Annotated in this window: 27 protein-coding genes; 21 read left to right on the forward strand and 6 right to left on the reverse strand. The window is 64.5% G+C overall.

Annotated features, from left to right (window positions below; all coding sequences use genetic code 11):
• Positions 1–22 precede the first annotated feature (22 nt).
• Positions 23–733 (forward strand): glutathione S-transferase, encoded by a 711-nt coding sequence (locus FEZ63_RS05010; RefSeq protein WP_150942541.1) that lies wholly within the window; start codon positions 23–25, stop codon positions 731–733.
• Positions 734–883: 150 nt separating this feature from the next.
• Here FEZ63_RS05010 and FEZ63_RS05015 read toward each other — a convergent pair whose 3' ends face one another.
• Entirely contained in the window at positions 884–1,675 is a 792-nt protein-coding gene (locus FEZ63_RS05015; RefSeq protein WP_150942542.1) for a class II glutamine amidotransferase, read from the reverse strand.
• Between the two features lie 173 nt (positions 1,676–1,848).
• Between FEZ63_RS05015 and FEZ63_RS05020 the strand changes: the two genes are divergently transcribed.
• A complete protein-coding gene (locus tag FEZ63_RS05020; protein WP_150942543.1) occupies positions 1,849–3,264 on the forward strand; it encodes a sodium:proton antiporter in 1,416 nt (471 codons plus the stop codon).
• Here the strand turns inward: FEZ63_RS05020 and mutM are convergent.
• Positions 3,242–4,147, reverse strand: a complete 906-nt coding sequence (mutM, locus tag FEZ63_RS05025) for a bifunctional DNA-formamidopyrimidine glycosylase/DNA-(apurinic or apyrimidinic site) lyase (protein WP_150942544.1) — start codon at positions 4,145–4,147, stop codon at positions 3,242–3,244. The two genes, FEZ63_RS05020 and mutM, sit on opposite strands and share 23 nt — an antisense overlap.
• A gap of 97 nt (positions 4,148–4,244) precedes the next feature.
• Here mutM and ubiE point away from each other — a divergent pair, with 97 nt between their 5' ends.
• The 11 genes from ubiE to FEZ63_RS05080 all read left to right on the forward strand — a co-directional run bounded on the left by ubiE (position 4,245) and on the right by FEZ63_RS05080 (position 11,656).
• Positions 4,245–4,994, forward strand: a complete 750-nt coding sequence (gene ubiE / locus FEZ63_RS05030; RefSeq protein WP_150942673.1) for a bifunctional demethylmenaquinone methyltransferase/2-methoxy-6-polyprenyl-1,4-benzoquinol methylase UbiE — start codon at positions 4,245–4,247, stop codon at positions 4,992–4,994.
• A gap of 1 nt (position 4,995) precedes the next feature.
• Positions 4,996–6,567, forward strand: coding sequence for a 2-polyprenylphenol 6-hydroxylase (ubiB, locus tag FEZ63_RS05035; RefSeq protein WP_150942545.1), 1,572 nt, complete (start codon positions 4,996–4,998; stop codon positions 6,565–6,567).
• A 2-nt stretch (positions 6,568–6,569) separates the two neighbouring features.
• Positions 6,570–7,778 (forward strand): bifunctional phosphopantothenoylcysteine decarboxylase/phosphopantothenate--cysteine ligase CoaBC, encoded by a 1,209-nt coding sequence (coaBC, locus tag FEZ63_RS05040; protein WP_201274090.1) that lies wholly within the window; start codon positions 6,570–6,572, stop codon positions 7,776–7,778.
• Positions 7,775–8,236, forward strand: a complete 462-nt coding sequence (gene dut / locus FEZ63_RS05045) for a dUTP diphosphatase (protein WP_150942546.1) — start codon at positions 7,775–7,777, stop codon at positions 8,234–8,236. The genes coaBC and dut overlap by 4 nt, the downstream gene beginning before the upstream one ends.
• Entirely contained in the window at positions 8,233–8,682 is a 450-nt protein-coding gene (locus FEZ63_RS05050) for an RrF2 family transcriptional regulator (RefSeq protein WP_150942547.1), read from the forward strand. The genes dut and FEZ63_RS05050 overlap by 4 nt, the downstream gene beginning before the upstream one ends.
• A gap of 74 nt (positions 8,683–8,756) precedes the next feature.
• The gene (cysK, locus tag FEZ63_RS05055) at positions 8,757–9,719 is read left to right on the forward strand and encodes a cysteine synthase A (protein WP_150942548.1); all 963 of its coding nucleotides are present in this window, start codon (positions 8,757–8,759) and stop codon (positions 9,717–9,719) included.
• A 69-nt stretch (positions 9,720–9,788) separates the two neighbouring features.
• Positions 9,789–10,478, forward strand: coding sequence for a glutathione S-transferase family protein (locus tag FEZ63_RS05060; protein ID WP_150942549.1), 690 nt, complete (start codon positions 9,789–9,791; stop codon positions 10,476–10,478).
• Between the two features lie 92 nt (positions 10,479–10,570).
• The gene (locus FEZ63_RS05065) at positions 10,571–10,885 is read left to right on the forward strand and encodes a hypothetical protein (protein WP_150942550.1); all 315 of its coding nucleotides are present in this window, start codon (positions 10,571–10,573) and stop codon (positions 10,883–10,885) included.
• 2 nt (positions 10,886–10,887) lie between these two features.
• Positions 10,888–11,187 (forward strand): hypothetical protein, encoded by a 300-nt coding sequence (locus FEZ63_RS05070; protein WP_150942551.1) that lies wholly within the window; start codon positions 10,888–10,890, stop codon positions 11,185–11,187.
• A 54-nt stretch (positions 11,188–11,241) separates the two neighbouring features.
• Positions 11,242–11,466 carry a hypothetical protein gene (locus tag FEZ63_RS05075; protein ID WP_150942552.1) on the forward strand — a complete coding sequence of 75 codons (225 nt, stop codon included), beginning with the start codon at positions 11,242–11,244 and terminating at the stop codon, positions 11,464–11,466.
• Positions 11,467–11,476: 10 nt separating this feature from the next.
• Positions 11,477–11,656 carry a hypothetical protein gene (locus tag FEZ63_RS05080; protein ID WP_150942553.1) on the forward strand — a complete coding sequence of 60 codons (180 nt, stop codon included), beginning with the start codon at positions 11,477–11,479 and terminating at the stop codon, positions 11,654–11,656.
• 39 nt (positions 11,657–11,695) lie between these two features.
• Here the strand turns inward: FEZ63_RS05080 and typA are convergent, their stop codons facing one another.
• The 4 genes from typA to FEZ63_RS05100 form a co-directional block, all read right to left on the reverse strand.
• Positions 11,696–13,528 (reverse strand): translational GTPase TypA, encoded by a 1,833-nt coding sequence (gene typA / locus FEZ63_RS05085; RefSeq protein WP_150942554.1) that lies wholly within the window; start codon positions 13,526–13,528, stop codon positions 11,696–11,698.
• Positions 13,529–13,687: 159 nt separating this feature from the next.
• The gene (locus FEZ63_RS05090) at positions 13,688–14,056 is read right to left on the reverse strand and encodes a type II toxin-antitoxin system VapC family toxin (RefSeq protein ID WP_150942555.1); all 369 of its coding nucleotides are present in this window, start codon (positions 14,054–14,056) and stop codon (positions 13,688–13,690) included.
• Positions 14,053–14,250 carry a type II toxin-antitoxin system VapB family antitoxin gene (locus tag FEZ63_RS05095; RefSeq protein ID WP_150942556.1) on the reverse strand — a complete coding sequence of 66 codons (198 nt, stop codon included), beginning with the start codon at positions 14,248–14,250 and terminating at the stop codon, positions 14,053–14,055. The genes FEZ63_RS05090 and FEZ63_RS05095 overlap by 4 nt, the downstream gene beginning before the upstream one ends.
• 75 nt (positions 14,251–14,325) lie before the next feature.
• Entirely contained in the window at positions 14,326–15,558 is a 1,233-nt protein-coding gene (locus tag FEZ63_RS05100; RefSeq protein ID WP_150942557.1) for an argininosuccinate synthase, read from the reverse strand.
• A 189-nt stretch (positions 15,559–15,747) separates the two neighbouring features.
• Here FEZ63_RS05100 and FEZ63_RS05105 point away from each other — a divergent pair, with 189 nt between their 5' ends.
• The 8 genes from FEZ63_RS05105 (at position 15,748) to FEZ63_RS05140 (ending at position 22,336) form a co-directional block, all read left to right on the forward strand.
• Positions 15,748–16,380 (forward strand): 2-hydroxychromene-2-carboxylate isomerase, encoded by a 633-nt coding sequence (locus FEZ63_RS05105; protein WP_150942558.1) that lies wholly within the window; start codon positions 15,748–15,750, stop codon positions 16,378–16,380.
• 338 nt (positions 16,381–16,718) lie between these two features.
• Positions 16,719–18,425: a 30S ribosomal protein S1 gene (gene rpsA / locus FEZ63_RS05110; RefSeq protein ID WP_150942559.1), complete on the forward strand. Its 1,707-nt coding sequence runs from the start codon at positions 16,719–16,721 to the stop codon at positions 18,423–18,425.
• Positions 18,426–18,507: 82 nt separating this feature from the next.
• Positions 18,508–18,912 carry a YkvA family protein gene (locus FEZ63_RS05115; protein WP_150942560.1) on the forward strand — a complete coding sequence of 135 codons (405 nt, stop codon included), beginning with the start codon at positions 18,508–18,510 and terminating at the stop codon, positions 18,910–18,912.
• 123 nt (positions 18,913–19,035) lie between these two features.
• On the forward strand, positions 19,036–20,001 hold the full coding sequence (gene sppA, locus FEZ63_RS05120) for a signal peptide peptidase SppA (RefSeq protein WP_150942561.1): 966 nt from the start codon (positions 19,036–19,038) through the stop codon (positions 19,999–20,001).
• A 26-nt stretch (positions 20,002–20,027) separates the two neighbouring features.
• Positions 20,028–20,336 carry an integration host factor subunit beta gene (gene ihfB, locus FEZ63_RS05125; RefSeq protein WP_150942562.1) on the forward strand — a complete coding sequence of 103 codons (309 nt, stop codon included), beginning with the start codon at positions 20,028–20,030 and terminating at the stop codon, positions 20,334–20,336.
• A gap of 16 nt (positions 20,337–20,352) precedes the next feature.
• Positions 20,353–20,700, forward strand: coding sequence for a lipopolysaccharide assembly protein LapA domain-containing protein (locus FEZ63_RS05130; RefSeq protein WP_150942563.1), 348 nt, complete (start codon positions 20,353–20,355; stop codon positions 20,698–20,700).
• 7 nt (positions 20,701–20,707) lie between these two features.
• Positions 20,708–21,655 (forward strand): bifunctional Delta(1)-pyrroline-2-carboxylate/Delta(1)-piperideine-2-carboxylate reductase, encoded by a 948-nt coding sequence (lhpI, locus tag FEZ63_RS05135; RefSeq protein ID WP_150942564.1) that lies wholly within the window; start codon positions 20,708–20,710, stop codon positions 21,653–21,655.
• 12 nt (positions 21,656–21,667) lie between these two features.
• Complete coding sequence (locus FEZ63_RS05140; RefSeq protein WP_150942565.1) at positions 21,668–22,336, forward strand: phosphoribosylanthranilate isomerase; 669 nt, start codon at positions 21,668–21,670, stop codon at positions 22,334–22,336.
• Positions 22,337–22,339: the final 3 nt, after the last annotated feature.

The raw sequence follows: 22,339 nt of genomic DNA on the forward strand, positions 1-22,339 counted from the left end.
CCCCGCACGCGGAGAACTGCCGATGATGTACGAACTCTACTACTGGCCGACGATTCAAGGGCGCGGCGAATTCGTCCGTCTGACGCTTGAGGAAGCGGCTGCCGATTATGTCGATGTGGCGCGCGGCCCCGGGGGTACACGAGCCATGATGCGGTTGATGAAGGACGCGGAGACGCCGCCCTTCGCGCCGCCGTTCTTGCGCGCCGACGGCCGCCTCATCGGCCAGACGGCCGCGATCCTGCTCTACCTCGGAGCGCAGCACGGCCTCGCGCCGAAGGATCCGGCGGGTGGGCTCTGGACGCACCAGATCCAACTCACGATCGCGGATTTCGTCAACGAGGCGCACGACACCCACCACCCGGTCGGCTCCAGCCTCTATTACGAGGACCAGAAGGAGGAGTCGCTTCGCCGCGCGGAGGATTTCCGCCAGAACCGGATTCCGAAATTTCTGGGGTGGTTCGAGGATATTCTCGACCGCAATCCGTCGGGCAGCGACCATCTCGTCGGCGCCGACCTGACCTACGCCGATCTGTCGCTGTTTCAGATCGTCGAGGGCCTGGCCTATGCCTTCCCCAAGACCGCGGCGGCGGCTTTGAAGAAAACGCCCCTGGTGACGGCACTCCATGCGGCGATTGCCGAGCGGCCGCGGATCAAGGCCTATCTCGCGAGCGACCGCCGCATCCCGTTCAACCAGGAAGGCATCTTCCGGCGGTATCCGGAATTGGACGACTGACCGCCCTCGTCATTTCGGGGCCGCGCAGCGGAACCCGGAACCCATAATCGCTCACGTCGCCGCATTAGGCGCGACTTTTTGGGGCAATAATTCCGGTGAGGTTCTGGAATATGGGTTCCGGGTTCGCTTCGCGCCCCGGAATGACGGGGGTTATGCCGCCAGTTGCGCCATCGCCTCGTTGAGGCACTGGACCCGGGTTTCGCTGCCGGCCCGCGCGACGAGGCCGCAGCCTTTGGGCACCTCGCGCCAGCCTTTCGTCTTGTCGTCGATGGGTTCGGAGACCACCAGCAGGTTTCCCCCGGCCTCCCGGAAATAGAGCGTCGGCGGGTTGCCGTCGCAGGACCAGCGATAGGCCCACAGGTTCTCGCCATCGGTCACCGCGGCGGTGAATTTGAGGGCCTCGGCGATACCGGCCTCGACCATGAGCACGCGCACCTGCTTCAGCGTCCGCGCCATCGCATCTACCGGGTCCGTCGCAAGCCCGTTGGCGATCGCCAGAAGAAAGATCGCTTCCGAATCGGTGGTGCCGTGGCGGGTCTCATAGAGATCGTCCGGGATCAGCGCTTCGATCCGGCGCTTGATGCGGGAATAGCCGCCGATCTGGCCGTTATGCATGAAAAGATGACGGCCATGCGCGAAGGGGTGGCAATTGGCGCGGGTGGTGGCGGTGCCGGTCGAGGCACGCACATGGGCAAAGAACAGGCCGGAGCGGACCTGGTCGCACAAGGAGCGCAAGTTTTCGTCCGACCAGGCCGGCCGGACCTCGCGATAGGTGCCGGGGACCTGGCGCTCGCCATACCAGCCGATGCCGAAGCCGTCGCCATTGGTCTCGGTCTTGGCCTCGGCGGCGTGGAGCGATTGGTGGACGAGCGAGTGGGAGGGCGCGCAGACGAGATCCGTCAGGAAAATCGGCTCTCCCCGATAGGCAAGAAAGCGGCACATTCGCGATGACCCCCGGAGCGCTCTCACGCGGCGCCTGTCGGCTTTTGCAACCCTGTTTACCTTGTGTGGATCATGGTGAACAGTCCGTTAACGCCCGGCGTTGCGGCTTGGCGGTCATTCGCCTAGAACCCGAGGCAATCAAGGACCGGAAATCCGGGGACGACGGGGGATACATGCGTCAAACGACCCGCCAGCGCGCGTCAAGCCTCGGGCTTGCGATCTTGCTCACGGCGCTGCCGAGCGCCGCGATGGCGTTGGAGCTTGATGGCCGCGCCCTCGGCTTCCTCTGGGCGCTGCCCTTCATCGGCATCCTTCTGTCGATTGCCTTGCTGCCCTTGCTGGCGACTCACACCTGGGAGCATCACCAGGGCAAGATCGCCGCCGCCTGGGGTCTCCTCGTCCTCGTGCCGATGGCGCTGATCCTCGGCCCATCGACCGCGTTGCACGCCCTCGTTCACACGGCGCTTCTGGAATACATCCCGTTCATCCTGCTGCTCCTTGCCTTGTTCACCGTTGCGGGCGGCATCGTGGTTCGCGGCAACATCCACGGCGCCCCGGTCGCCAACACGGCGCTTCTGGCTCTTGGAACCCTCCTCGCCAGCCTGATCGGCACCACCGGCGCCTCCATGGTGATGATCCGGCCTGTCATGCGCGCCAACGACAATCGTCGGCACAACGTGCACGTGATCGTGTTCTTCATCTTTCTCGTCTCGAATATCGGCGGCTCCCTCACCCCGCTCGGCGATCCGCCGCTCTTCCTCGGGTTTCTGCGCGGTGTCGATTTCTTCTGGACGACGCAGAACCTGTGGCGGGAGACGCTGTTCGTCAGCGGCGTTCTGCTGGCGACCTTCTTTCTGCTGGATTGGGTGATCTACCGGAAGGAGGGCGTCTCGAGGCCGGATCCGACGCCGGACACCGAGGTCAGCGTCGCCGGCGGCATCAACTTTCCGCTACTGGCGATCATCATCGGCGCCATCCTGATGAGTGCCACCGTCGATCTCGGTCGCATTGCCGTGCTCGGCAGCGATGTGGAACTCGCCAACGTCTTGCGCGATCTCGTCATGATTGCGGTGGCGCTCACATCGCTCGCGCGGACGCCTAAGCGCTACCGCCTCGAAAACGGCTTTTCGTGGGGGCCTATCCAGGAGGTGGCGAAGCTCTTCGCCGGCATCTTCATCACCATCATTCCCGTGCTCGCCATGCTGAGGGCCGGCTCCGACGGTGTTTTCGCCCCACTGGTCGCGCTGGTGTCGCACGCCGATGGCAGCCCCAACAATGCCGCCTATTTCTGGCTCGCCGGGGGGCTGTCGTCGTTCCTCGACAATGCACCGACCTATCTGGTGTTCTTCGAGCTCGCCGGCGGCGATCCGCAGCACCTGATGAGGGCGGGCGCCGTCACGCTGACGGCCGTCTCCGCCGGCGCGGTGTTCATGGGTGCGAACTCGTATATCGGCAACGCGCCGAACTTCATGGTCTACGCCATTGCCCGCGGGGGCGGCGTCAGGATGCCGAGCTTCTTCGGCTATCTCATGTGGTCGAGCACGATCCTGCTGCCGGTCTTCCTGCTCACGACGCTGATTTTCTTTTGATCCTCGGTCGCTGGCATTTCGGGCAATAGAAGGTCGAGCGGCCCGATTGCACCAGGCGCTGAACGACGCCCCTGCAATCCGGCGTCACGCAAGCCTCGCCCTCACGGTCATAGACTCGGAAGCGATGCTGGAAATAGCCGAGCGTGCCGTCGACCTGCGCATGATCGCGCAACGTCGACCCACCGGCGATCACCGCCTCGTTCAGCACGTCGCGGATGACATCGGCGAGCCGGTGGGCCTTCTCGCTCGGCCGGCCAGTCGCGGTGACAAGCGAGCCGGCGGCGGCCTCCGGGTGCAGACCAGTGCGAAAGAGCGCCTCCGAGACGTAGATATTGCCCAGGCCGGCGATCAGCCTCTGGTCGAGGAGCGCGGCCTTGAGCGGCGTGCGCTTGCCGGCAAAAAGCCGCGCGATGGTCTCGCCGGACAATTCGTTGCCCAGCGGCTCGATGCCCATGCCTTTGAAATGCCGACAGGTTTCGATGTCCGACCGGGGCACCAGATCCATGAAGCCGAAGCGGCGGGCATCGTTGTAGGTGACCGTCGCGCCGTTCGAGAGGCCGAACACCACATGGTCATGCGCGCCGAGTGCCGGATCGAAATGGAACTCGCCCGGTCGGATCTCCGCGCCGCCTTGCACGACCAGGAAGCGACCCGACATGCCGAGATGCATCACCAGCACCTCGCCGGAGGACAGATCGGCCAGCAGATACTTGGCCCGGCGCCCCAAAGCCGTGATCTCCTGCCCGTTCAATCGCTCGGCGAACCGCTCGGGAAAAGGAAAGCGCAGGTCCGGCCGGCGCTGGGCCACGCTCTTGAACCGGGCGCCCACCATGGCGGGTTCGAGGCCCCTTCGGACGGTTTCGACTTCGGGTAGCTCTGGCATCAACCATCTCTGCGGTTCAGGACGGCCTTCACATAGCGTTTCGGGCGCGCTTCCGCTATGGATCGCCTCACAGGTTTTGAGGTGAGGCGTGACGACCATGACCGACGAGAAGACCCATTTCGGGTTCCAGTCCGTGCCGCTCGACGAGAAGCAGCGCAAGGTCAACGAGGTCTTCCACTCCGTCGCCGGCCGCTACGATCTCATGAACGATCTGATGTCGGCGGGCCTGCACCGCTTATGGAAAAGCACCCTCGTCACCGCCGTTCGGCCACCCCGCGACCGGCCGTTTCGCCATCTCGACGTGGCCGGCGGCACCGGCGACGTGGCGTTTCGCATCCTCGATGCCGGAGGCCCGCAGACTCGTGTGACCGTGCTCGATATCAACGGCGAGATGCTGAAAGTGGGGCAGGAGCGCGCCGGCGAGCGTTATGCCGGCCGGATCGATTTCGTCGAGGCGAATGCCGAGGAGTTGCCGCTCGAAGCGAAGGCCTACGATGCCTACACGATCGCGTTCGGCATCCGGAATGTGCCGCGCATCGAGGCGGCCTTGCGCGAGGCGCATCGGGTTCTGAAGCCGGGCGGACGATTCCTGTGCCTTGAATTCTCCAAGGTCGATGTTCCGCTGCTCGACAAGATCTACGACGCCTATTCGTTCAACGTCATCCCGAAGCTTGGCCAGATGGTCACCGGGGATGCGGAATCCTACCAGTATCTCGTCGAGTCGATCCGTCGCTTTCCAACACCCGCCGTGTTCGCGCGGATGATCGAGGAAGCCGGATTCAAACGGGTCACGCATCGTCCATTGACGGCAGGCGTCGTCAACATCCATTCCGGCTGGAAGATCTGACGTGATCGGCAGCCTCGTCCACCTTGCCCGCAACGCACGCGCCGGCTTCGTTCTCGCACGGGAAGGCGCCTTGGCGCTGATCGACCCCAGCGCCCTGCCCCCTTCGGCGCGGCTGGGATTGCGCCTGGCCCGGATCATCGAGCGGCGCGGCGCGGGCGATGGGGCGGCGCGGCTTTCGGCTGCGCTGACCCGTCTCGGTCCGTCCTACGTGAAATTCGGCCAGTTCCTCGCAACGCGCCCCGATATCGTGGGCGCCGCGGCGGCACTCGATCTCGAGCTGCTGCAGGATCGCATGGCGCCGTTCCCGCGCGAACAGGCCGTGCGCACGGTCGAGAGCGCGCTCGGCCGGCCCCTCGACGATATCTTTCTTGAGTTCAGCGAGCCGATCGCCGCCGCCTCCATCGCACAGGTGCACAAGGCCCGCATCCGTACCGCTGATGGCGACCTGACGGTCGCGGTGAAAGTCGTTCGCCCCGGCGTTCGCGAAGGCTTCGCGCGCGATCTGCAGGCCATGCGCGCCGCAGCCCGCCTGTTCGAGCGGTGGGTGCCCGATGCACGGCGCCTGAAGCCGGTCGAAATCGTGGATGCGCTTGCACGCTCGGTCTCGGTCGAGATGGATTTGCGCCTCGAGGCCGCGGCCGTTTCCGAGCTGGCGCAAAACACCTGCGACGACTCCGATTTCCGCGTGCCCAAACCCGAATGGGACCTGACTGCGCGCGACGTGCTGACCATCACGTGGATCGACGGCATCCGGCTGAACGACATCGCGGCCATCGAAGCAGCGGGATTGGATCGGGTGGCGCTGGGTCGAACGGTGATCCAATCCTTCCTGCGTCATGCGATCCGCGACGGCTTCTTCCATGCGGACATGCATCCGGGCAATCTGTTCGTGGACGATCTCGGCCGGCTGGTGGCGGTCGATTTCGGCATCATGGGGCGGCTCGGCATGAAGGAGCGGCGGTTTCTCGCCGAGATCCTCCTGGGCTTCATCCAGCGCGATTACCTGCGCGTCGCGCGCGTGCATTTCGAGGCCGGCTACGTGCCGCCGCATCATTCGGTGGAGGATTTCGCCCAGGCCATCCGCGCCATCGGCGAGCCGATCCACGATCGCCGCGCCGATGAAATCTCGATGGCGAAGCTGCTGACACTCCTGTTCGAGATCACGTCCCTGTTCGACATGGCGACCCGCATCGAACTGGTCATGCTGCAGAAGACCATGGTGGTGGTCGAAGGCGTGGCGCGCAATCTCGACCCCAGGCTCGACATGTGGACCACCTCCGAGCCGGTGGTGCGCGAGTGGATGGAGCGCCATCTCGGCCCCATCGGCCGTGTCGAAGAGGCAGGCAAGGGCTTGTGGACGCTGGCGACCCTTGCCACCGATCTCCCCGACATGGCGCTTCGGACCAAGCGCCTTCTCGGCCGGTTCGAGGATCTGGCGGCAGAGGGCGTCGCGCTCGACCGCGACAGCGTCTCGGCCATCGGGCGCGCAGAGTCTCGCGGCAATCGCTGGAGCACGGCAGCCTTGTGGATCATCGCGCTGTCGCTGATGATCATTGCGTTCGGAGGTTTCTGACGATGGCGTTGTCGGGCAAACGGATCCTTCTCGTCATCGGCGGGGGGATCGCCGCCTACAAATCCCTCGACCTGATCCGGCGCCTGCGTGAGCGCGGCGCCTCGGTGCGCTGCATCCTGACCGCCGGCGCGCAGGAATTCGTCACCCCGCTCGCCGCATCGGCCCTGTCGGGCCAGCGCAGCCACACGGACCTGTTCGACCGCGAGGACGAGGCCGATATCGGCCATATCCGGCTCGCGCGCGATGCGGACATGATCGTCGTCGCGCCGGCCACCGCCAACCTGATGGCGCGCATGGCGGGCGGTCACGCGGATGATCTTGCCACCACCGTCCTTCTCGCCACCACCCTGCCGATCCTGATCGCGCCTGCCATGAACGTGCGCATGTGGCAGCATGCGGCGAGCCGGCGCAATCTCGCGACGCTCACAGGCGACGGCATTCATCTGGTAGGCCCCAATGAGGGGGCGATGGCCGAGGCCGAGTTCGGTTTCGGCCGCATGGCGGAACCGCTGGAAATCGCCGATGCGGTCGAAGGGTTGCTGGCGGCCGGTGGCCCGCTTGTCGGCCGGCACGTGCTGATCACGTCCGGGCCCACCCATGAACCCATCGATCCGGTGCGCTACATCGCCAATCGTTCGTCGGGCAAGCAGGGCCACGCCATCGCCCGTGCGGCTGCCGCCGCCGGCGCTCGGGTTACTTTGGTGTCCGGCCCTGTGAACCTGCCCGATCCTTTCGGCGTCGCGGTGGTGCAGGTGGAAAGCGCCCGCGACATGCTGGCGGCCGTCGAGCAGGCGCTGCCGGCCGATATCGCCATTTTCGCCGCGGCCGTTGCCGATTGGCGCGTCGCCAATGCGGGAACCCAGAAGATCAAGAAGAACGGCGGCGCCTTGCCCGCCCTTTCGCTGGCGGAGAACCCGGACATTCTGGCAACCATCGCCCACCGCAATGCGGGTCGCCCGCAATTGGTCGTGGGCTTTGCAGCCGAGACGCAGAACGTGATCGACAACGCGCAGAAAAAGCTCGCCCGGAAGGGCTGCGATCTGATCGTTGCCAACGATGTCTCGCCGGCAAACGGCGTGATGGGCGGGGATCGGAACACCGTGCATCTCGTCACCGCCTCCGGGGTCGACACCTGGCCGACCTTGTCGAAAGCGGACGTCGCCGAGAAACTGATGGCGCATCTCGCGCGCATGATCGAGGTCCGTCCATGACGCATACTTTGCGCATCCAACGCCTCGCCCATGCGCAGGACCTGCCCCTGCCGCGCTATGAAAGCCCGGGGGCAGCGGGCATGGATCTGGTCGCGGCGAATGCGGGAGATGTGGTGCTTCGGCCCTTGCAGCGCGCGCTGGTGCCGACCGGCCTCATCCTGCAACTGGAGCCCGGATTCGAGGCCCAGATCCGTCCGCGCTCCGGGCTCGCGCTCAAGCACGGCATCACGGTGCTGAATACGCCGGGCACCGTCGATGCGGATTATCGCGGCGAGGTGCAGGTGATCCTGGTCAATTTCGGGAGCGAATCGTTCACCGTCACCCGCGGCATGCGCATAGCGCAGATGGTGGTGGCGCCAGTCACCACGGTCGAAATCGCCACGGTCGAGGCCGTCGACGAGACCTCCCGCGCCGGATCGGGCTTCGGGTCGACCGGTCTGACGCAGGGCAGGACATGAATTTCCTGTCGCGCCGATCGCTCCTTGCCATCTCGGCCGTGACGGATATCGCGCTCTATGCCCGCCCCATGCCGGTTTCGGCCAAGGCGCTGGCGGCGCGGCACAACCTGCCGCGGCGGCATCTGGAGCCTGTCCTGCAGGCGCTGGTACATCACTCGGTTCTGAAAGGCGTGAGAGGCCCGCGCGGCGGTTACGAACTCGCCCGCGAGCGTCGCCGCATCACCGCCGCCGATATCGTGCGGATCACCATGACGGCGGAAGCGGACGACACACCTTCGCCGCTTCCCGAGTCCAGGCTCGCCCAACTGGTCGTCGGACCTCTCGTCGAGCGCGGCATCGCGGCGTTTCTGGCGGAACTCGACAGTGTCACGGTCGAGGATTTGTGCACGCGCGCGCAGGCCGCGGGCGCCACCGAAGATTTGCCTGCCGCGGATTTCACGATCTGATTTGTGAAATACTCTTATTATCGACAAGCTTCGCTATAAAGATTAACCTGCTGGCCGCATATCAGGAGAGACCCATGGCTGATACCGTTTCCAAGCCCGGCCGAGGCCGGATCTACGGCTCGATCACCGAGACCATCGGCAATACGCCGCTGGTGCGCCTCAACCGGTTGCCGAAGGAATACGGCGTCGATGCGGAAATTCTGGTGAAGCTTGAGTTCTTCAACCCGATCGCCAGCGTAAAGGACCGGATCGGCGTCAACATGATCGACGCGCTCGAAGCATCGGGCGCGATCAAATCCGGCACCACGCTGATCGAACCGACCTCCGGCAATACGGGCATCGCACTGGCCTTCGTGGCGGCGGCGCGCGGCTATCGGCTGATCCTGGTCATGCCCGAGACCATGTCCCTCGAGCGCCGCAAGATGCTGGCTTTCCTCGGGGCGCAACTCGAACTCACGCCCGGCCCGATGGGCATGAAGGGTGCCATCGCGCGCGCCGAGGAATTGCTCAAGGAGATCCCGAATTCGGTGATGCCGCAGCAATTCAAGAACCCGGCCAATCCGGAAATCCATCGCCAGACGACCGCGGAGGAAATCTGGAACGACACCGATGGCAAGCTCGATGCGTTCGTGGCCGGTGTCGGGACCGGCGGCACCATCACGGGCGTCGGCCAGGTGCTGAAGCCGCGCCTTCCGGACCTGAAGATCTTCGCGGTCGAGCCGGAGGATTCGCCGGTTCTGTCCGGCGGGCAGCCGGGTGCGCACAAGATCCAGGGAATCGGTGCCGGTTTCGTGCCCGACGTGCTCGACCGCTCCGTCATCGACGGTGTCGTGACGGTCGGCAACCAGACCTCCTTCGACCTCGCACGCAAGCTCTCGAAACTGGAGGGCATTCCCGGCGGAATCTCCACGGGCGCCAATGTGGCGGCGGCCCTCGAGATCGCCGGCCGCCCGGAATTCAAGGGAAAGCGCATCGTCACCGTCGCGCCGTCCTTCGCCGAACGGTACATTACCAGCGCGCTCTTCGAGGGCTTGTGACCGTCGAACGATGAACCGGTCAAGGGCGGCTTCGGCCGCCTTTTTCAGTTGGACTTGAAGGATGCCGCCATGAGCAAGAACCCCGCCCGTTTCCGTCTCTATTCCGGCCCTTTGAGCATGTTCGGCGCCAAGGCTCAGATCGCGGCGATCGAGAAAGGCGTCGATTTCGACCTCGTGATGGTGCCGTTCGACATGGCGCGCCTCTATGAGCCAAAACATCCCGAGGTTGCGCGCATCAATCCCAAGCGACAGGTGCCGGTGCTGGTGCATGGCGATCTCGAGCTCTTCGATTCGACGCAGATTTTCGAATATCTCGAGGACTTCCGGCCGGAGCCCGCTTTGTGGCCCGACGACATCGAGAACCGGGCGCGGGCGCGCCAGATCGAGCATCTGTCGGACGAGGTTTACTTCCCGCCCATCATTCGCCTGATGGGCCTGCAGGATTCGCCCGGCGATCCTGCCGCGGTCGCGAGTCGTGAGGCATCGGCGCGCTTTTACGACGAGATGGAAACGCGACTCGGCAAAGCCGATTATCTGGCGGGCTCGTATTCGTTCGCCGATATCGCTTTCTACATGGCGCAGCTCTTCGGCGCCCGCATGGGCGCGGGCATGACGGATGCGACGCCCAACCTTCTCCTGTGGCGCGACCGCATAGGCGCGAGGCCGGCGGTGCGGCAGGTGGTGGCGCCGATGGCGGCTTTCCTGCTCTCGGTGGGCCGCCCGCTGCCGGATTTCATGAAACGCTTCGCACCGAACTAGAAGCGGTTTCACGAAAGCTCAACCAGAACCTTCTTCCGCCCGGCCGGTTTCTTCTTGCAGATCGTATTTCGCAGATTTCGCAAGGAGTTCCCATGGCGGAAAGAAACGCACCCCATTCGCTGAAGCACCAGAGCGCGGATCAGATCCGCAACCAGCAACGCGGCGGCAATGTGAGCCCGCCGGATCCCAATCGCGACGCGGGTCCCGAAGGCAATGCGACCATGCGCAAGGCGTGGAACGAGCCCGGCGGCGAGGCTGACGCTTATCGGCAATCTCAGGGCGGTGCGGGCAATCGCGATGAAGGTCATGACGATCTCACGGCGGCCCAGACCCCCGAGACCACCAAGCATCTGAGCGACGCGAGCCTGTCGCCTGACGACAAGCCCTCCAAGAAGGAGAGGCATTGATCATGCCGAAGAAGAACGACAACCGCGTCGGCAGCAGCGACGGCCCCGCCGTCAACGGCGGCCGTCAGACGGACGAACAGGCGGCGATCGTCCGGCAGGAAGGCGGCGGTCTCACCGACGCGGAGCGGGCCAGCGCAGCGGCTGGCACACCGCACGGGCGCGGCAACCCGGCCCTGGGCGGCTCATCCGGCGGCCACTCGGACCAAATGGGATCACGCGGCACGACGGAAGACCGCAAAGTGGCGGGCGGCCTGTCTCTCTCGGAACGAGCCTCTCGCGACAGCCGGAAGAAGCACTCCTAGCCAGCGACCCGATTGGTGATCGCCGTTACGAGGCTAATGCGAAGGAGCAGCCCGATGGGCCATGCAAGCTACGGCAATAACAGTCAGCAGGACCCGCAATCTCCCAAGAAGCCGGATCCCGCCACCGTGCCGAAATCTGACAACAAGGCGCCGCCTCCGGAACTGCCGGCGGCGGGCCCACACGCGCATCCAGACCTGACGAACGAGAGTTCGACCCCCGGAGCAGGGGCCCTGCCCGAGGCCGGCGAGCCGGACGGCACCGATTCGACTAGCGGATAGAGGACCGCAGATGCCACAGCATGAGAAAAGCCGCAAACGGGCGACCGATAAGGATATCGAGGCCCCGCGCCTGACACCGCAAGGACGCGCCGCTGAGAACGCTGCCGGCGAGGATATGACCGCGCCGCAAGCGTCGGACGGGCGAAAACCCCAGGGCAAGAAAGGGCAGCCCGACAAGGCCGAAGGGTAGGGATCAAAAAAAGGCCTCCCGAGGGAGGCCTTTTTAGTGTCATGCGCTGACGGTTTCCTTCGAGGAGCGCTCGGCGCGCTTGCGCTCGTTCGGATCGAGGACCGTCTTGCGGATGCGGATCGATTTCGGCGTCACTTCGACGAGTTCATCTTCCTGAATCCACGCCAGCGATTTTTCCAGCGTCATACGGATCGGCGGGGTGAGACGCACCGCCTCATCCTTCGAGGTGGTGCGGATGTTGGTGAGCTTCTTGCCCTTCAGCACGTTCACCTCGAGATCGTTCTCGCGGTTATGCTCGCCGACGATCATGCCCTGATAGACCTTCCAGCCCGGCTCGATCATCATCGGACCGCGATCTTCGAGGTTCCAGAGCGCATAGGCCACCGCCTCGCCGCTGTCGTTCGAAATCAGCACGCCGTTGCGGCGTCCGGCAATCTCGCCCTTGAAGGGCTCATAGGCGTGGAACAGCCGGTTCATGATGGCGGTGCCGCGCGTATCGGTCATCAACTCGCCCTGGTAGCCGATGAGGCCACGGGTGGGAGCGTAGAAGACCAGACGCTGGCGATTGCCGCCGGAGGGACGCATTTCCAGCATATCGGCGCGCCGCTCCGACATCTTCTGCACCACGACGCCCGAATATTCCTCGTCCACGTCGATGACGACTTCCTCAATGGGCTCGAGCAATTCGCCGGTGGCCTCGTCCTTCGTGAACACCACGCGGGGACGCGACACCGCAAGCTCGAAGCCTTCGCGGCGCATGGTCTCGATCAGGATCGCGAGCTGCAATTCGCCACGTCCCGAGACGAAGAACGAATCCTTGTCGGTCGCCTCCTCGATCTTCAGCGTGACGTTGCCCTCGCCTTCCTTGAACAGGCGATCGCGGATCATGCGGCTCGTGACCTTGTCGCCCTCGGTGCCGGCAAGCGGCGAATCGTTGACGAGGAACGACATGGTGACGGTCGGCGGATCGATCGGCTGGGCCTGGATCGGAATGTCGTTTTCGGTCGCGCAGAAGGTGTCGGCCACCGAGCCTTTGACAAGACCCGCGATGGACACGATGTCGCCCGCCTCGCCGATCTCGATCGGCTGGCGCTCGAGACCGCGGAACGCCAGGATCTTCGAGACACGGCCGGTCTCGACGAGCTTGCCCTCGCGATCGATCACCTTGATCGACTGGTTCGGCTTGACCGAGCCCGACGAGATGCGGCCCGTGACGATGCGTCCCAGGAACGGGTTCGCCTCGAGCAGGGTGCCGAGCATGCGGAACGGGCCCTCTTCGGTCTTGGCCGGCGGCACATGCCTGAGCACCAGGTCGAACAGAGGCCCCAGGCCCTGATCGCTCGGGCCTTCGGGCGCGTCAGCCATCCAGCCATTGCGGCCCGAACCGTAGAGAATGGGGAAATCGAGCTGCTCGTCGGTGGCGTCGAGCGCCGCGAAGAGATCGAACACCTCGTTGACCACTTCCACGTGGCGGGCGTCGGGCCGGTCGATCTTGTTGATGGCGACAATGGGCTTGAGGCCGATCTTGAGGGCTTTCGAGACCACGAACTTGGTCTGCGGCATCGGGCCTTCGGCCGCGTCCACCAGCACGATCGCGCCGTCCACCATGCTCAGGATACGCTCCACCTCGCCGCCGAAATCGGCGTGGCCGGGGGTATCGACGATGTTGATGCGGGTATCCTTCCAGACGACCGAGGTCGCCTTGGCCAAGATGGTGATGCCGCGCTCCTTCTCGAGATCGTTCGAATCCATCGCGCGCTCTTCCACGCGCTGGTTTTCGCGGAAGCTTCCCGACTGTGAGAGGAGCTTGTCGACGAGGGTGGTTTTGCCGTGGTCGACGTGGGCGATAATGGCGATGTTGCGCAGCTTCATGGGGAGGCTTTCAGGGCTTTCAATGCAAAACGGCCCGGTTCGCGGCGGATAATCCCCCGCGCCCCTGGCTCGAACCGGGCGGAAATTGGTTGCGTTGCCATATAGGGATAAGGCTGCGGCGGCAATAGGGCAGCGGGTTCGATCCTCACCGCCCCGGGGTCATGGGGCCGGCGCTGACAGGCCCAGAGCCAGAGAAACTTGCGATAATCGTTTGTCCCGGGTCCAGAATGATGCGCCAGCAGTTAACCTTGTCGCGGCCAAAAGGTGCGCATCGACGTAACCTACGCCAGAACCCGACAATCCCGCCGTCTCGATGAAGCCGAGAACTTCTTCGTCGCTCGCCCGCACGGCTCGTGGCAGGTCGGCGAGGGAATCTAGAACCAGCGCGCGTTGACGGAGGTTTCCGAGCGCGATTTCCCCAAGCACGAACGGATGAATGAGAATGCGCCCACGTTGCAACAACCCGGCCAGCCCATCATCGGCTGCTTTGAGATGGTCAATCCAGACGGACGTGTCGACGAGGATCACGACGGATCAGGTCGGCGACGCGGAATGGGTGAGAGATCAGGCTCGGTGCCTCCGAGCTGCGCCAGCCGGCGAGCGCTTTCCCGTTCGATCAATGCTTTCAATGCTTCTCTCAAAAGAGAAGCATTCTCGGAGACTCCGGTGAGGGCGCGCGCCTTCTGGATCAAGGTATCGTCCAAGGCAACTGTGGTTCGCATGGCATAACCCCTCAGGCACCAATATATGCATCACATGATGCCTACATCAATGGCGGAGGTCCAATTTTCTCGCCGCTACAACCCCAGCTTCTTCTTCCGCTGAGCCAGCGTCCTGAGCCTTAGCGCGTTCAGCTTGATGAAGCCCGCTGCGTCGCGGTGATCATACGCGACCGCGCCTTCCTCGAAGGTGACGAGGTCCTGGTCGTAGAGCGAATACGGGCTCTGGCGTCCGATGAGGTGAACGCCACCCTTGTAGAGCTTGAGCTTGACCTCGCCGGTGACGAATTCCTGGCTCTTGTCGATCAGCACCTGCAGCATCTCGCGCTCAGGGCTGAACCAGAAGCCGTTATAGATCAGCTCGGCATATTTCGGCATCAGCTCATCCTTCAGGTGAGCCGCGCCGCGGTCGAGGGTGATGGATTCGATGCCGCGATGGGCGAGCGCCAGGATGGTGCCGCCGGGGGTCTCGTACATGCCGCGGCTCTTCATGCCGACGAAGCGGTTCTCGACCAGATCGAGCCGGCCGATGCCGTTTTCGCGCCCGAGGGCGTTGAGCTTGGCCAGAAGGTCCGCCGGGCCCATCTTCTTGCCGTCGATGGCGACGGGATCCCCTTTTAGGAATTCGATGGTGATCACCGTTGGCTTGTCGGGGGCGGATTCCGGATCGTTGGTGCGCGAATAGACGTAATCCGGCACCTCGGCGTTGGGATCCTCCAGCACCTTGCCCTCGGATGAGGCGTGCAGGAGGTTGGCGTCGACCGAGAACGGGGCTTCGCCGCGCTTGTCCTTGGCGATCGGGATCTGGTTGGCTTCAGCAAAGGCGATGAGCTGCTCGCGGGAGCGCAGGTCCCATTCGCGCCACGGGGCGATGACCGTCACGTCGGGTTTCAGCGCGTAATAGCCGAGCTCGAAGCGGACCTGATCGTTGCCCTTGCCGGTGGCGCCGTGGGAGACCGCGTCGGCGCCGACGCGCTCGGCGATCTCGATCTGCTTCTTGGCGATGAGCGGGCGCGCGATGGAGGTGCCCAGAAGGTACAGGCCCTCGTATTGCGCGTTGGCGCGGAACATCGGGAACACGTAGTCGCGCACGAATTCGTCGCGCAGGTCCTCGATGAAGATGTTTTCGGGCTTGATGCCGAGCAGCAGGGCCTTCTGGCGCGCCGGCTCCAGCTCCTCGCCCTGGCCGAGATCGGCCGTGAACGTCACGACCTCGCAGCCATAGGTGGTCTGCAGCCATTTGAGGATGATGGAGGTGTCGAGGCCGCCCGAATAGGCGAGCACGACCTTGTTCACGCGCTTCGAAGCCATGAGTTCGTCCCGGAAATGAATGACGCTCGCGGCTTACCCGGGATGCCGCGCGGGTGCAACCGGGAAGGGCGAGTGGGGAGTGGCGAATGGCGAATGGGGGTGGGTGTTAGGCGAATTTAGTCTCGTCCTTCCGTTTCGCGCGCTACTTTCCATTTGCCACTCACCATTCGCCTCCGCAGGAGCCTCCCCATGGCGCAGCGTCCCATCGTCGAATTCTGGTACGATTTCGCCTCGACCTATTCGTACCTCACGGCGATGCGGATCGAGCGGGCGGCCGATACGGCCGGGATCGGTCTGCTGTGGCGTCCGTTTCTGCTCGGACCCATCTTCGCCGCGCAAGGGTGGACCACGTCGCCGTTCAACATCTTCCCCGGCAAGGGCCGCTACATGTGGCGCGATCTCGAGCGCGAGGCGGCGCGCTTGCGGATACCGTTCTGCCGCCCGAAACCCTTCCCCCAGAACAGCCTGCTCGGCGCCCGGGTGGCGCTGGTCGGATCGGACCGGGGCTGGGCGCCGCGCTTCACGCGCCTCGTCTTCACGGAGGAATTCGGCAACGGGCGCGATATCGGCGAAACCGCGGTGATCGCCGATATCCTCTCAGGCCTCGGGCTGGACGCTGCCGCTGTCCTGAGCGAGGCGGTATCCGACCCCACCAAGCTGCGTCTGCGACGGATCGGCGAGGAGGCCCAGGCGCGCGGCGTTTTCGGCGCGCCGACCCTGATCACCGAGGATGGCGAGATGTTCTGGGGCAATGACCGGCTGGAACGGGCGCTGGACTGGGCCACGGACGACCGGACGCGAAGGGCCGATGTACCAGTGTGAAACCCACCGGTCATGCAACCAGAATCGAACCGGGCCGCTCCATCACACGCAATCGCTTGTTTCCGACTACAATTTGCAGTAAACGAGCGTCCTATCCGACAGGGCGCCAGCGGTGACGATCTTGAGGCGACGCGAAAGTGTGCCTCCTTCGTCCTTTCCGACGCCTTGCCGGAGAATGCGTTTCCACCCGTCGATGAGACACCGGCCCGCCCCTTAATAAATGGCGGCATGCCTGGGACCTGGCCCGACAGGGGCGTTCCCGGCAGCGGCGGTTGGAAGCGGCCCGTCACACGAGCCGCCGGTGAAGCCCCTTAAAGTTGGGCCGTTCAGGAGAACCAATGTCTGCAGCTACACAATATACGCCGAGCCGTGACGATTTCGCAGCCCTGCTCGAAGAGTCGTTCCTGACCAACGAGATCAGCGAAGGCTCGGTCGTCAAGGGCATCGTGGTGGCGATCGAAAAAGACGTCGCCGTCATCGATATCGGCGCCAAGACGGAAGGGCGCGTCGCGCTCAAGGAATTTGCCGGCCCGAACCGTGACCAGACGGTCAGCGTCGGTGACGAGGTCGAAGTCTATGTCGAGCGCATCGAAAACGCGCTCGGCGAAGCCGTCATCTCCCGCGACAAGGCTCGCCGGGAAGAGAGCTGGGTCAAGCTCGAGAAGGCCTTCGAGGCCAACGAGCGTGTCAACGGCACCATCTTCAATCAGGTCAAGGGTGGCTACACGGTCGATCTCGACGGCGCCGTGGCGTTCCTGCCGCGCTCCCAGGTCGATATCCGCCCCGTTCGCGACGTCACCCCGCTCATGGGCGTCAGCCAGCCGTTCCAGATCCTCAAGATGGATCGTCGCCGCGGCAACATCGTCGTGTCGCGCCGCACCGTTCTCGAAGAGAGCCGCGCCGAGCAGCGTTCCGAGCTCGTCGCCAACCTCGAAGAGGGTCAGGTCATCGACGGCGTGGTCAAGAACATCACCGAATACGGTGCGTTCGTCGACCTCGGCGGCATCGACGGCCTGCTCCATGTCACCGATATGGCATGGCGCCGCGTGAACCACCCGTCCGAGGTCGTGAACATCGGCCAGACGGTCAAGGTCAAGATCATCAAGATCAACCACGAGACGCACCGCATCTCGCTCGGCATCAAGCAGCTCCTGGCTGATCCGTGGGAGGGCATCGCCGCCCGCTATCCGGTCGGCGCCAAGCTCAAGGGCCGCGTGACGAACATCACCGATTACGGCGCGTTCGTCGAACTGGAGCCGGGCATCGAAGGCCTGATCCACGTCTCCGAGATGTCCTGGACAAAGAAGAACGTCCACCCCGGCAAGATCATCTCCACCTCACAAGAGGTTGAGGTCGTGATCCTCGAGGTCGACCAGGTGAAGCGCCGCATCTCGCTCGGCCTGAAGCAGACGCTTCAGAACCCGTGGGAGGCTTTCGCCGAACTGCATCCTGTCGGCTCGGAAGTCGAAGGCGAAGTGAAGAACAAGACCGAGTTCGGTCTCTTCATCGGCCTCGAGAACGACGTCGACGGCATGGTCCACCTCTCGGACCTCGACTGGAACCGTCCGGGCGAGCAGGTCATCGACGACTTCAAGAAGGGCGACATGGTTCGCGCGCAGGTTCTCGACGTGGACGTCGAGAAGGAGCGCATCTCGCTCGGCATCAAGCAGCTTGGCGGCGACCCCTTCGCGGAAGCCGGCGAGATCAAGAAGGGCCAGATCGTCACCTGCGAGGTTCTCGAGGTGAAGGATGGCGGCATCGAGGTGAAGATCGTCGACACCGACCTCTCCACCTTCATCAAGCGTAACGAGCTTGCCCGCGACCGTGGCGATCAGCGCCCCGAGCGTTTCGCCGCCGGCGAGAAGCTCGATGCCCGCGTCACCCAGTTCGACCGCAAGGCGCGCCGCGTGACCCTCTCGATCAAGGCCCTCCAGGTCGCGGAAGAGAAGGAAGCGATCGCGCAGTTCGGATCGAGCGACTCCGGTGCATCGCTCGGCGACATCCTCGGCGCGGCCCTCAACAAGGCCAAGACCGACAAGAAGTAAGCGGGCCCGAAAAAGCTCAATCGAAGGCCCGCGCGTTTTCCACGCGCGGGCCTTTTTTGTTCAGGGATGCGGGGACGCCACCATGCCATCCGGATATGAGGCGGGGCCGGTCGCACGGTTGAAAAACTGGGCGCGGTCGATCAAGACCGAAGTCGTCGCTCTCTATCTCGCGGCCAGGGACCCGCGTGTGCCGTGGTACGCCAAGGCCGTGGCGGCAGCGGTCGCGGCCTACGCGCTCAGCCCCATCGATCTCATTCCGGACTTCATCCCGGTCCTCGGCTATCTCGACGATTTGATCCTGGTCCCCCTCGGCATCCTGCTTGCTGTGTGGCTGGTTCCGCCGGCGCTCATGGCCGAGTTCCGCGTTACCGCGCAGGACCGGGCCGAGCGACCGGCAAGCAAAGCGGGCATGTGGGCGATCGTGGCATTGTGGCTCCTGGCCGCCATCCTGTTGCTCTGGATCTTCTGGCCGCAATCCGGAGTGTGACATTGCTGCAGAAAATAGGTTTCGGCGACGGATTCATTCTTGGCCTGATCTCTTGCCGCCCTATCTCGGTTCGCAATAGGGTGCCGCCTGTCGCGCGGGCCCAACCATCATGAGACACAACCGATGACCATCGACGCCGAAGCCATTGCCGACCGCCGCCGTTTGCGCCGCAAGCTCAGTTTCTGGCGCGTGGTGGGGATCCTCGCTCTCATTCTCGCCGTCGGCATCGCCGGCTACGTGGCGGCCACCCGGTTCGGCGTGACCGAGGGTCAGGCCCACGTGGCGAGGATTTCGGTCAACGGATTCATTGCCGGCAACCAGCGCCTGGCCGACCTGATGGAGCGCGTCGGCAAAGCGAACTCGGTCTCGGGCGTCGTCGTGTCCATCAACAGCCCGGGCGGCACCACCACCGGCTCCGAGGAACTTTTCCGCAACATCCGCGCGCTCTCGGCGAAAAAGCCCCTGGTGGCCTTCGTCGACGGCACCGCGGCGTCCGGCGGCTACATCACGGCGATCGCAGCCGATCATATCGTCGCACGCGAGACATCGCTCGTCGGCTCCATCGGCGTGTTGTTCCAATATCCGGATCTGTCGGGTCTGATGGATCATGTCGGCGTCAAGGTGCAGGAGGTGAAATCCGCACCGCTGAAGGCCGAGCCGAGCCCCTTCAAGCCGACCAGCCCCGAGGCCCGCGCGGCGCTCGAATCGGTGGTCAAAGATACCTATGAGTGGTTCAAGCGAATCGTTCGCGAGCGCCGGGGCATGTCCGACAGCGAGTTGGCGGCGGCCTCCACCGGCCAGATTTTCAGCGGTCACCAGGGCCTGCCGATGAAACTTGTCGACGCGGTCGGCGGCGAACGGGACGCGGTGATGTGGCTGGAACGCCAGAGAGGCCTTCGCAAGGATTTGCCGATTCGCGACTGGAAGCCGCGCAGCGACCGGGATTTCTCGCTCTTTGCGTGGGCGGCGACCGGCGCCGATCTGTTCGGTCTCGAGAATATCGGCGAGGCATTCCGCCGGGCCGCGGACGGCGCGAAGGCGGCTCAGCTTGACGGTCTCTTAGCGGTCTGGCACCCTTCGGAAAAATAAAGCAGCGTCAACCATATAGCCGTTACATGATCAAATCCGAACTCGTGCTCAAACTCGCTGAGCAGAACCCTCATTTGTATCAGCGCGACGTCGAGAACATCGTCAACGCGATTCTCGACACCATCGCTGATGCCCTCGCGAGAGGTGACCGCGTCGAGCTGCGGGGCTTTGGCGCGTTCTCCGTCAAGAAGCGTGACGCCCGGACCGGACGCAATCCGCGCACCGGCGAATCGGTCTCCATTTCCGAGAAGGTCGTGCCGGTGTTCAAGACCGGCAAGGAGATGCGGCAGCGGCTCAACGTGCCGCAGAAGGTCCTCAAGACCGCCGCCCAATGAGCCGAGAGGATTGCCTGTGATTCGCTTCCTGAAGGCGCTTGTCCTTCTGCCCATTGCGATCCTGATCGTGCTGCTTGCCGTCGCGAATCGGCAGATGGTGACCCTGTCGCTCGATCCGTTTTCTCAAGCCGCGCCGGAATTCGCGATCGGATTGCCGCTCTTTGCGGTGATCTTCGGCGCCGTGATGGTCGGCGTCGTGATCGGCGGAATCGCCGCCTGGCTCGCGGAGGGCAAGCACCGTCGCGAACGGCGCCGCTACCGGCGCGAGGCGAATACACTCCGATCCGAAACCGAGCGGCTGAAAGCCGGGAAGCCGGCCTCTGGCCTGCCGGCGATTCCACCCTCTCATTCCGCCCTGCTCTAGAGTCATCATGCGCGTCGTCACCTCCGCCGAAATCGACCAGGTCCTCACCTTTCCGGCGTTGATCGATGCGCTCGCTGATGCGTTTCGCAGCGACATGGTCACGCCGATCCGCCATCACCACGAGATCGAACGCGCACAGTCGCACGGGACGCTCCTGCTGATGCCCGCCTGGAGCGGTGCCGGATCTCCAGACAGCTTTCTGGGCGTGAAGGTCGTGTCGGTTTTCCCGGATAACGGCGCGAAGAACCTCCCGAGCGTGCTCGGCACCTATTTGCTGATGGACGGCACCACCGGTGCGCCTCGCGCGGCACTCGATGGAACGCGGCTGACCGTGTGGCGCACCGCCGCCGCCTCGGCGCTCGCGGCCCGCTTCCTGGCGCCGCCGGAGGCCGCCCGGATGGTCATGGTCGGATCGGGGTCCCTCGCGCCGTTCCTGATCCGCGCCCATATGAGCCAGAGGCCGATCCGCGAAGTGATGCTCTGGAATCACAAACCCGAAAAAGCCGCGACGCTCGCAGCGATCCTCCGGGATGAGGGCCTTCCCGTCACGGCGACGACCGATCTCGAAGGTGCGGTCCGCCAAGCCGATCTCGTCTCTTGCGCGACGCTATCGCGGGAGCCGATCGTCCAGGGTGAATGGCTGGAGGCCGGAACGCATGTAGACTTGGTCGGCGCGTTCAATCTCATGATGCGCGAAGTGGACGACCGCGCGCTCCAGCGCTCACAGGTCTATGTGGACACGAAGGCCGCGAAATCCGAGGGCGGCGACGTGGCGCTCGCCTTGCGGAGCGGAGCGATTGCGGAGAGCGCCGTGCGCGGCGATCTGTTCGACCTTTGCGCCCGAGGTCCATCACGCGCCCCCGAGGCCATCACGCTCTTCAAATCCGTCGGCACGGCGCTGGAAGATCTGGCTGCGGCAATGCTGGTCTGGCGCAGCCTTCCCAAGCCCGCATAGACTGACGCCGGCATGGACCGTCTCATCAAGATCTGCGGGCTCTCGACGCCCGAGACCCTCGACGCCGCCCTCGCATCAGGCGCGGATCTCGTCGGATTCGTGCGCTTCGCCAAAAGCCCGCGTCATGTGGATCTCGACACCGGACGGACGCTGTCCCACCAAGCAAAGGGACGCGCGCAACGCGTCGTGCTGCTGGTCGACCCGGATGATGCGGCCATCGCGGAGGCGATCGAGGCGCTCGATCCGGACATGCTTCAGCTGCACGGGGCCGAGACGCCCACACGTGTCGCCGCCATTCGCGCGCGCTTCGGACGGCCTGTCCTGAAGGCCATCGGCGTCGCGGATGCGGGCGACCTTGCAACCGCCGCCGATTATGCGGGCATCGCCGATTATCTTCTGCTCGATGCGAAGCCGCCGCGCACGGGCGATGCCCTGCCGGGCGGCAACGGGCTGCCGTTCGACTGGACGCTGCTTGCCGGGCTTGACCCGGCGCTTGCGTTCATGTTGTCAGGAGGCCTCGAGCCTCAGAATGTCGCCGAGGCGATCCGGCTGGCCCGGCCGGACGCGGTCGATGTCTCGTCCGGGGTGGAAAGCCGGCCAGGGATCAAGGATCCCGACCGGATCGAGGCGTTCATCAGGGCGGCGCGGGCGGCTTTCGCTGCTTCGCCCATCGAGAAATAACGC

Origin of the sequence: Microvirga brassicacearum (genome assembly GCF_008757455.1) — a bacterium.
Classification (GTDB): domain Bacteria; phylum Pseudomonadota; class Alphaproteobacteria; order Rhizobiales; family Beijerinckiaceae; genus Microvirga; species Microvirga brassicacearum.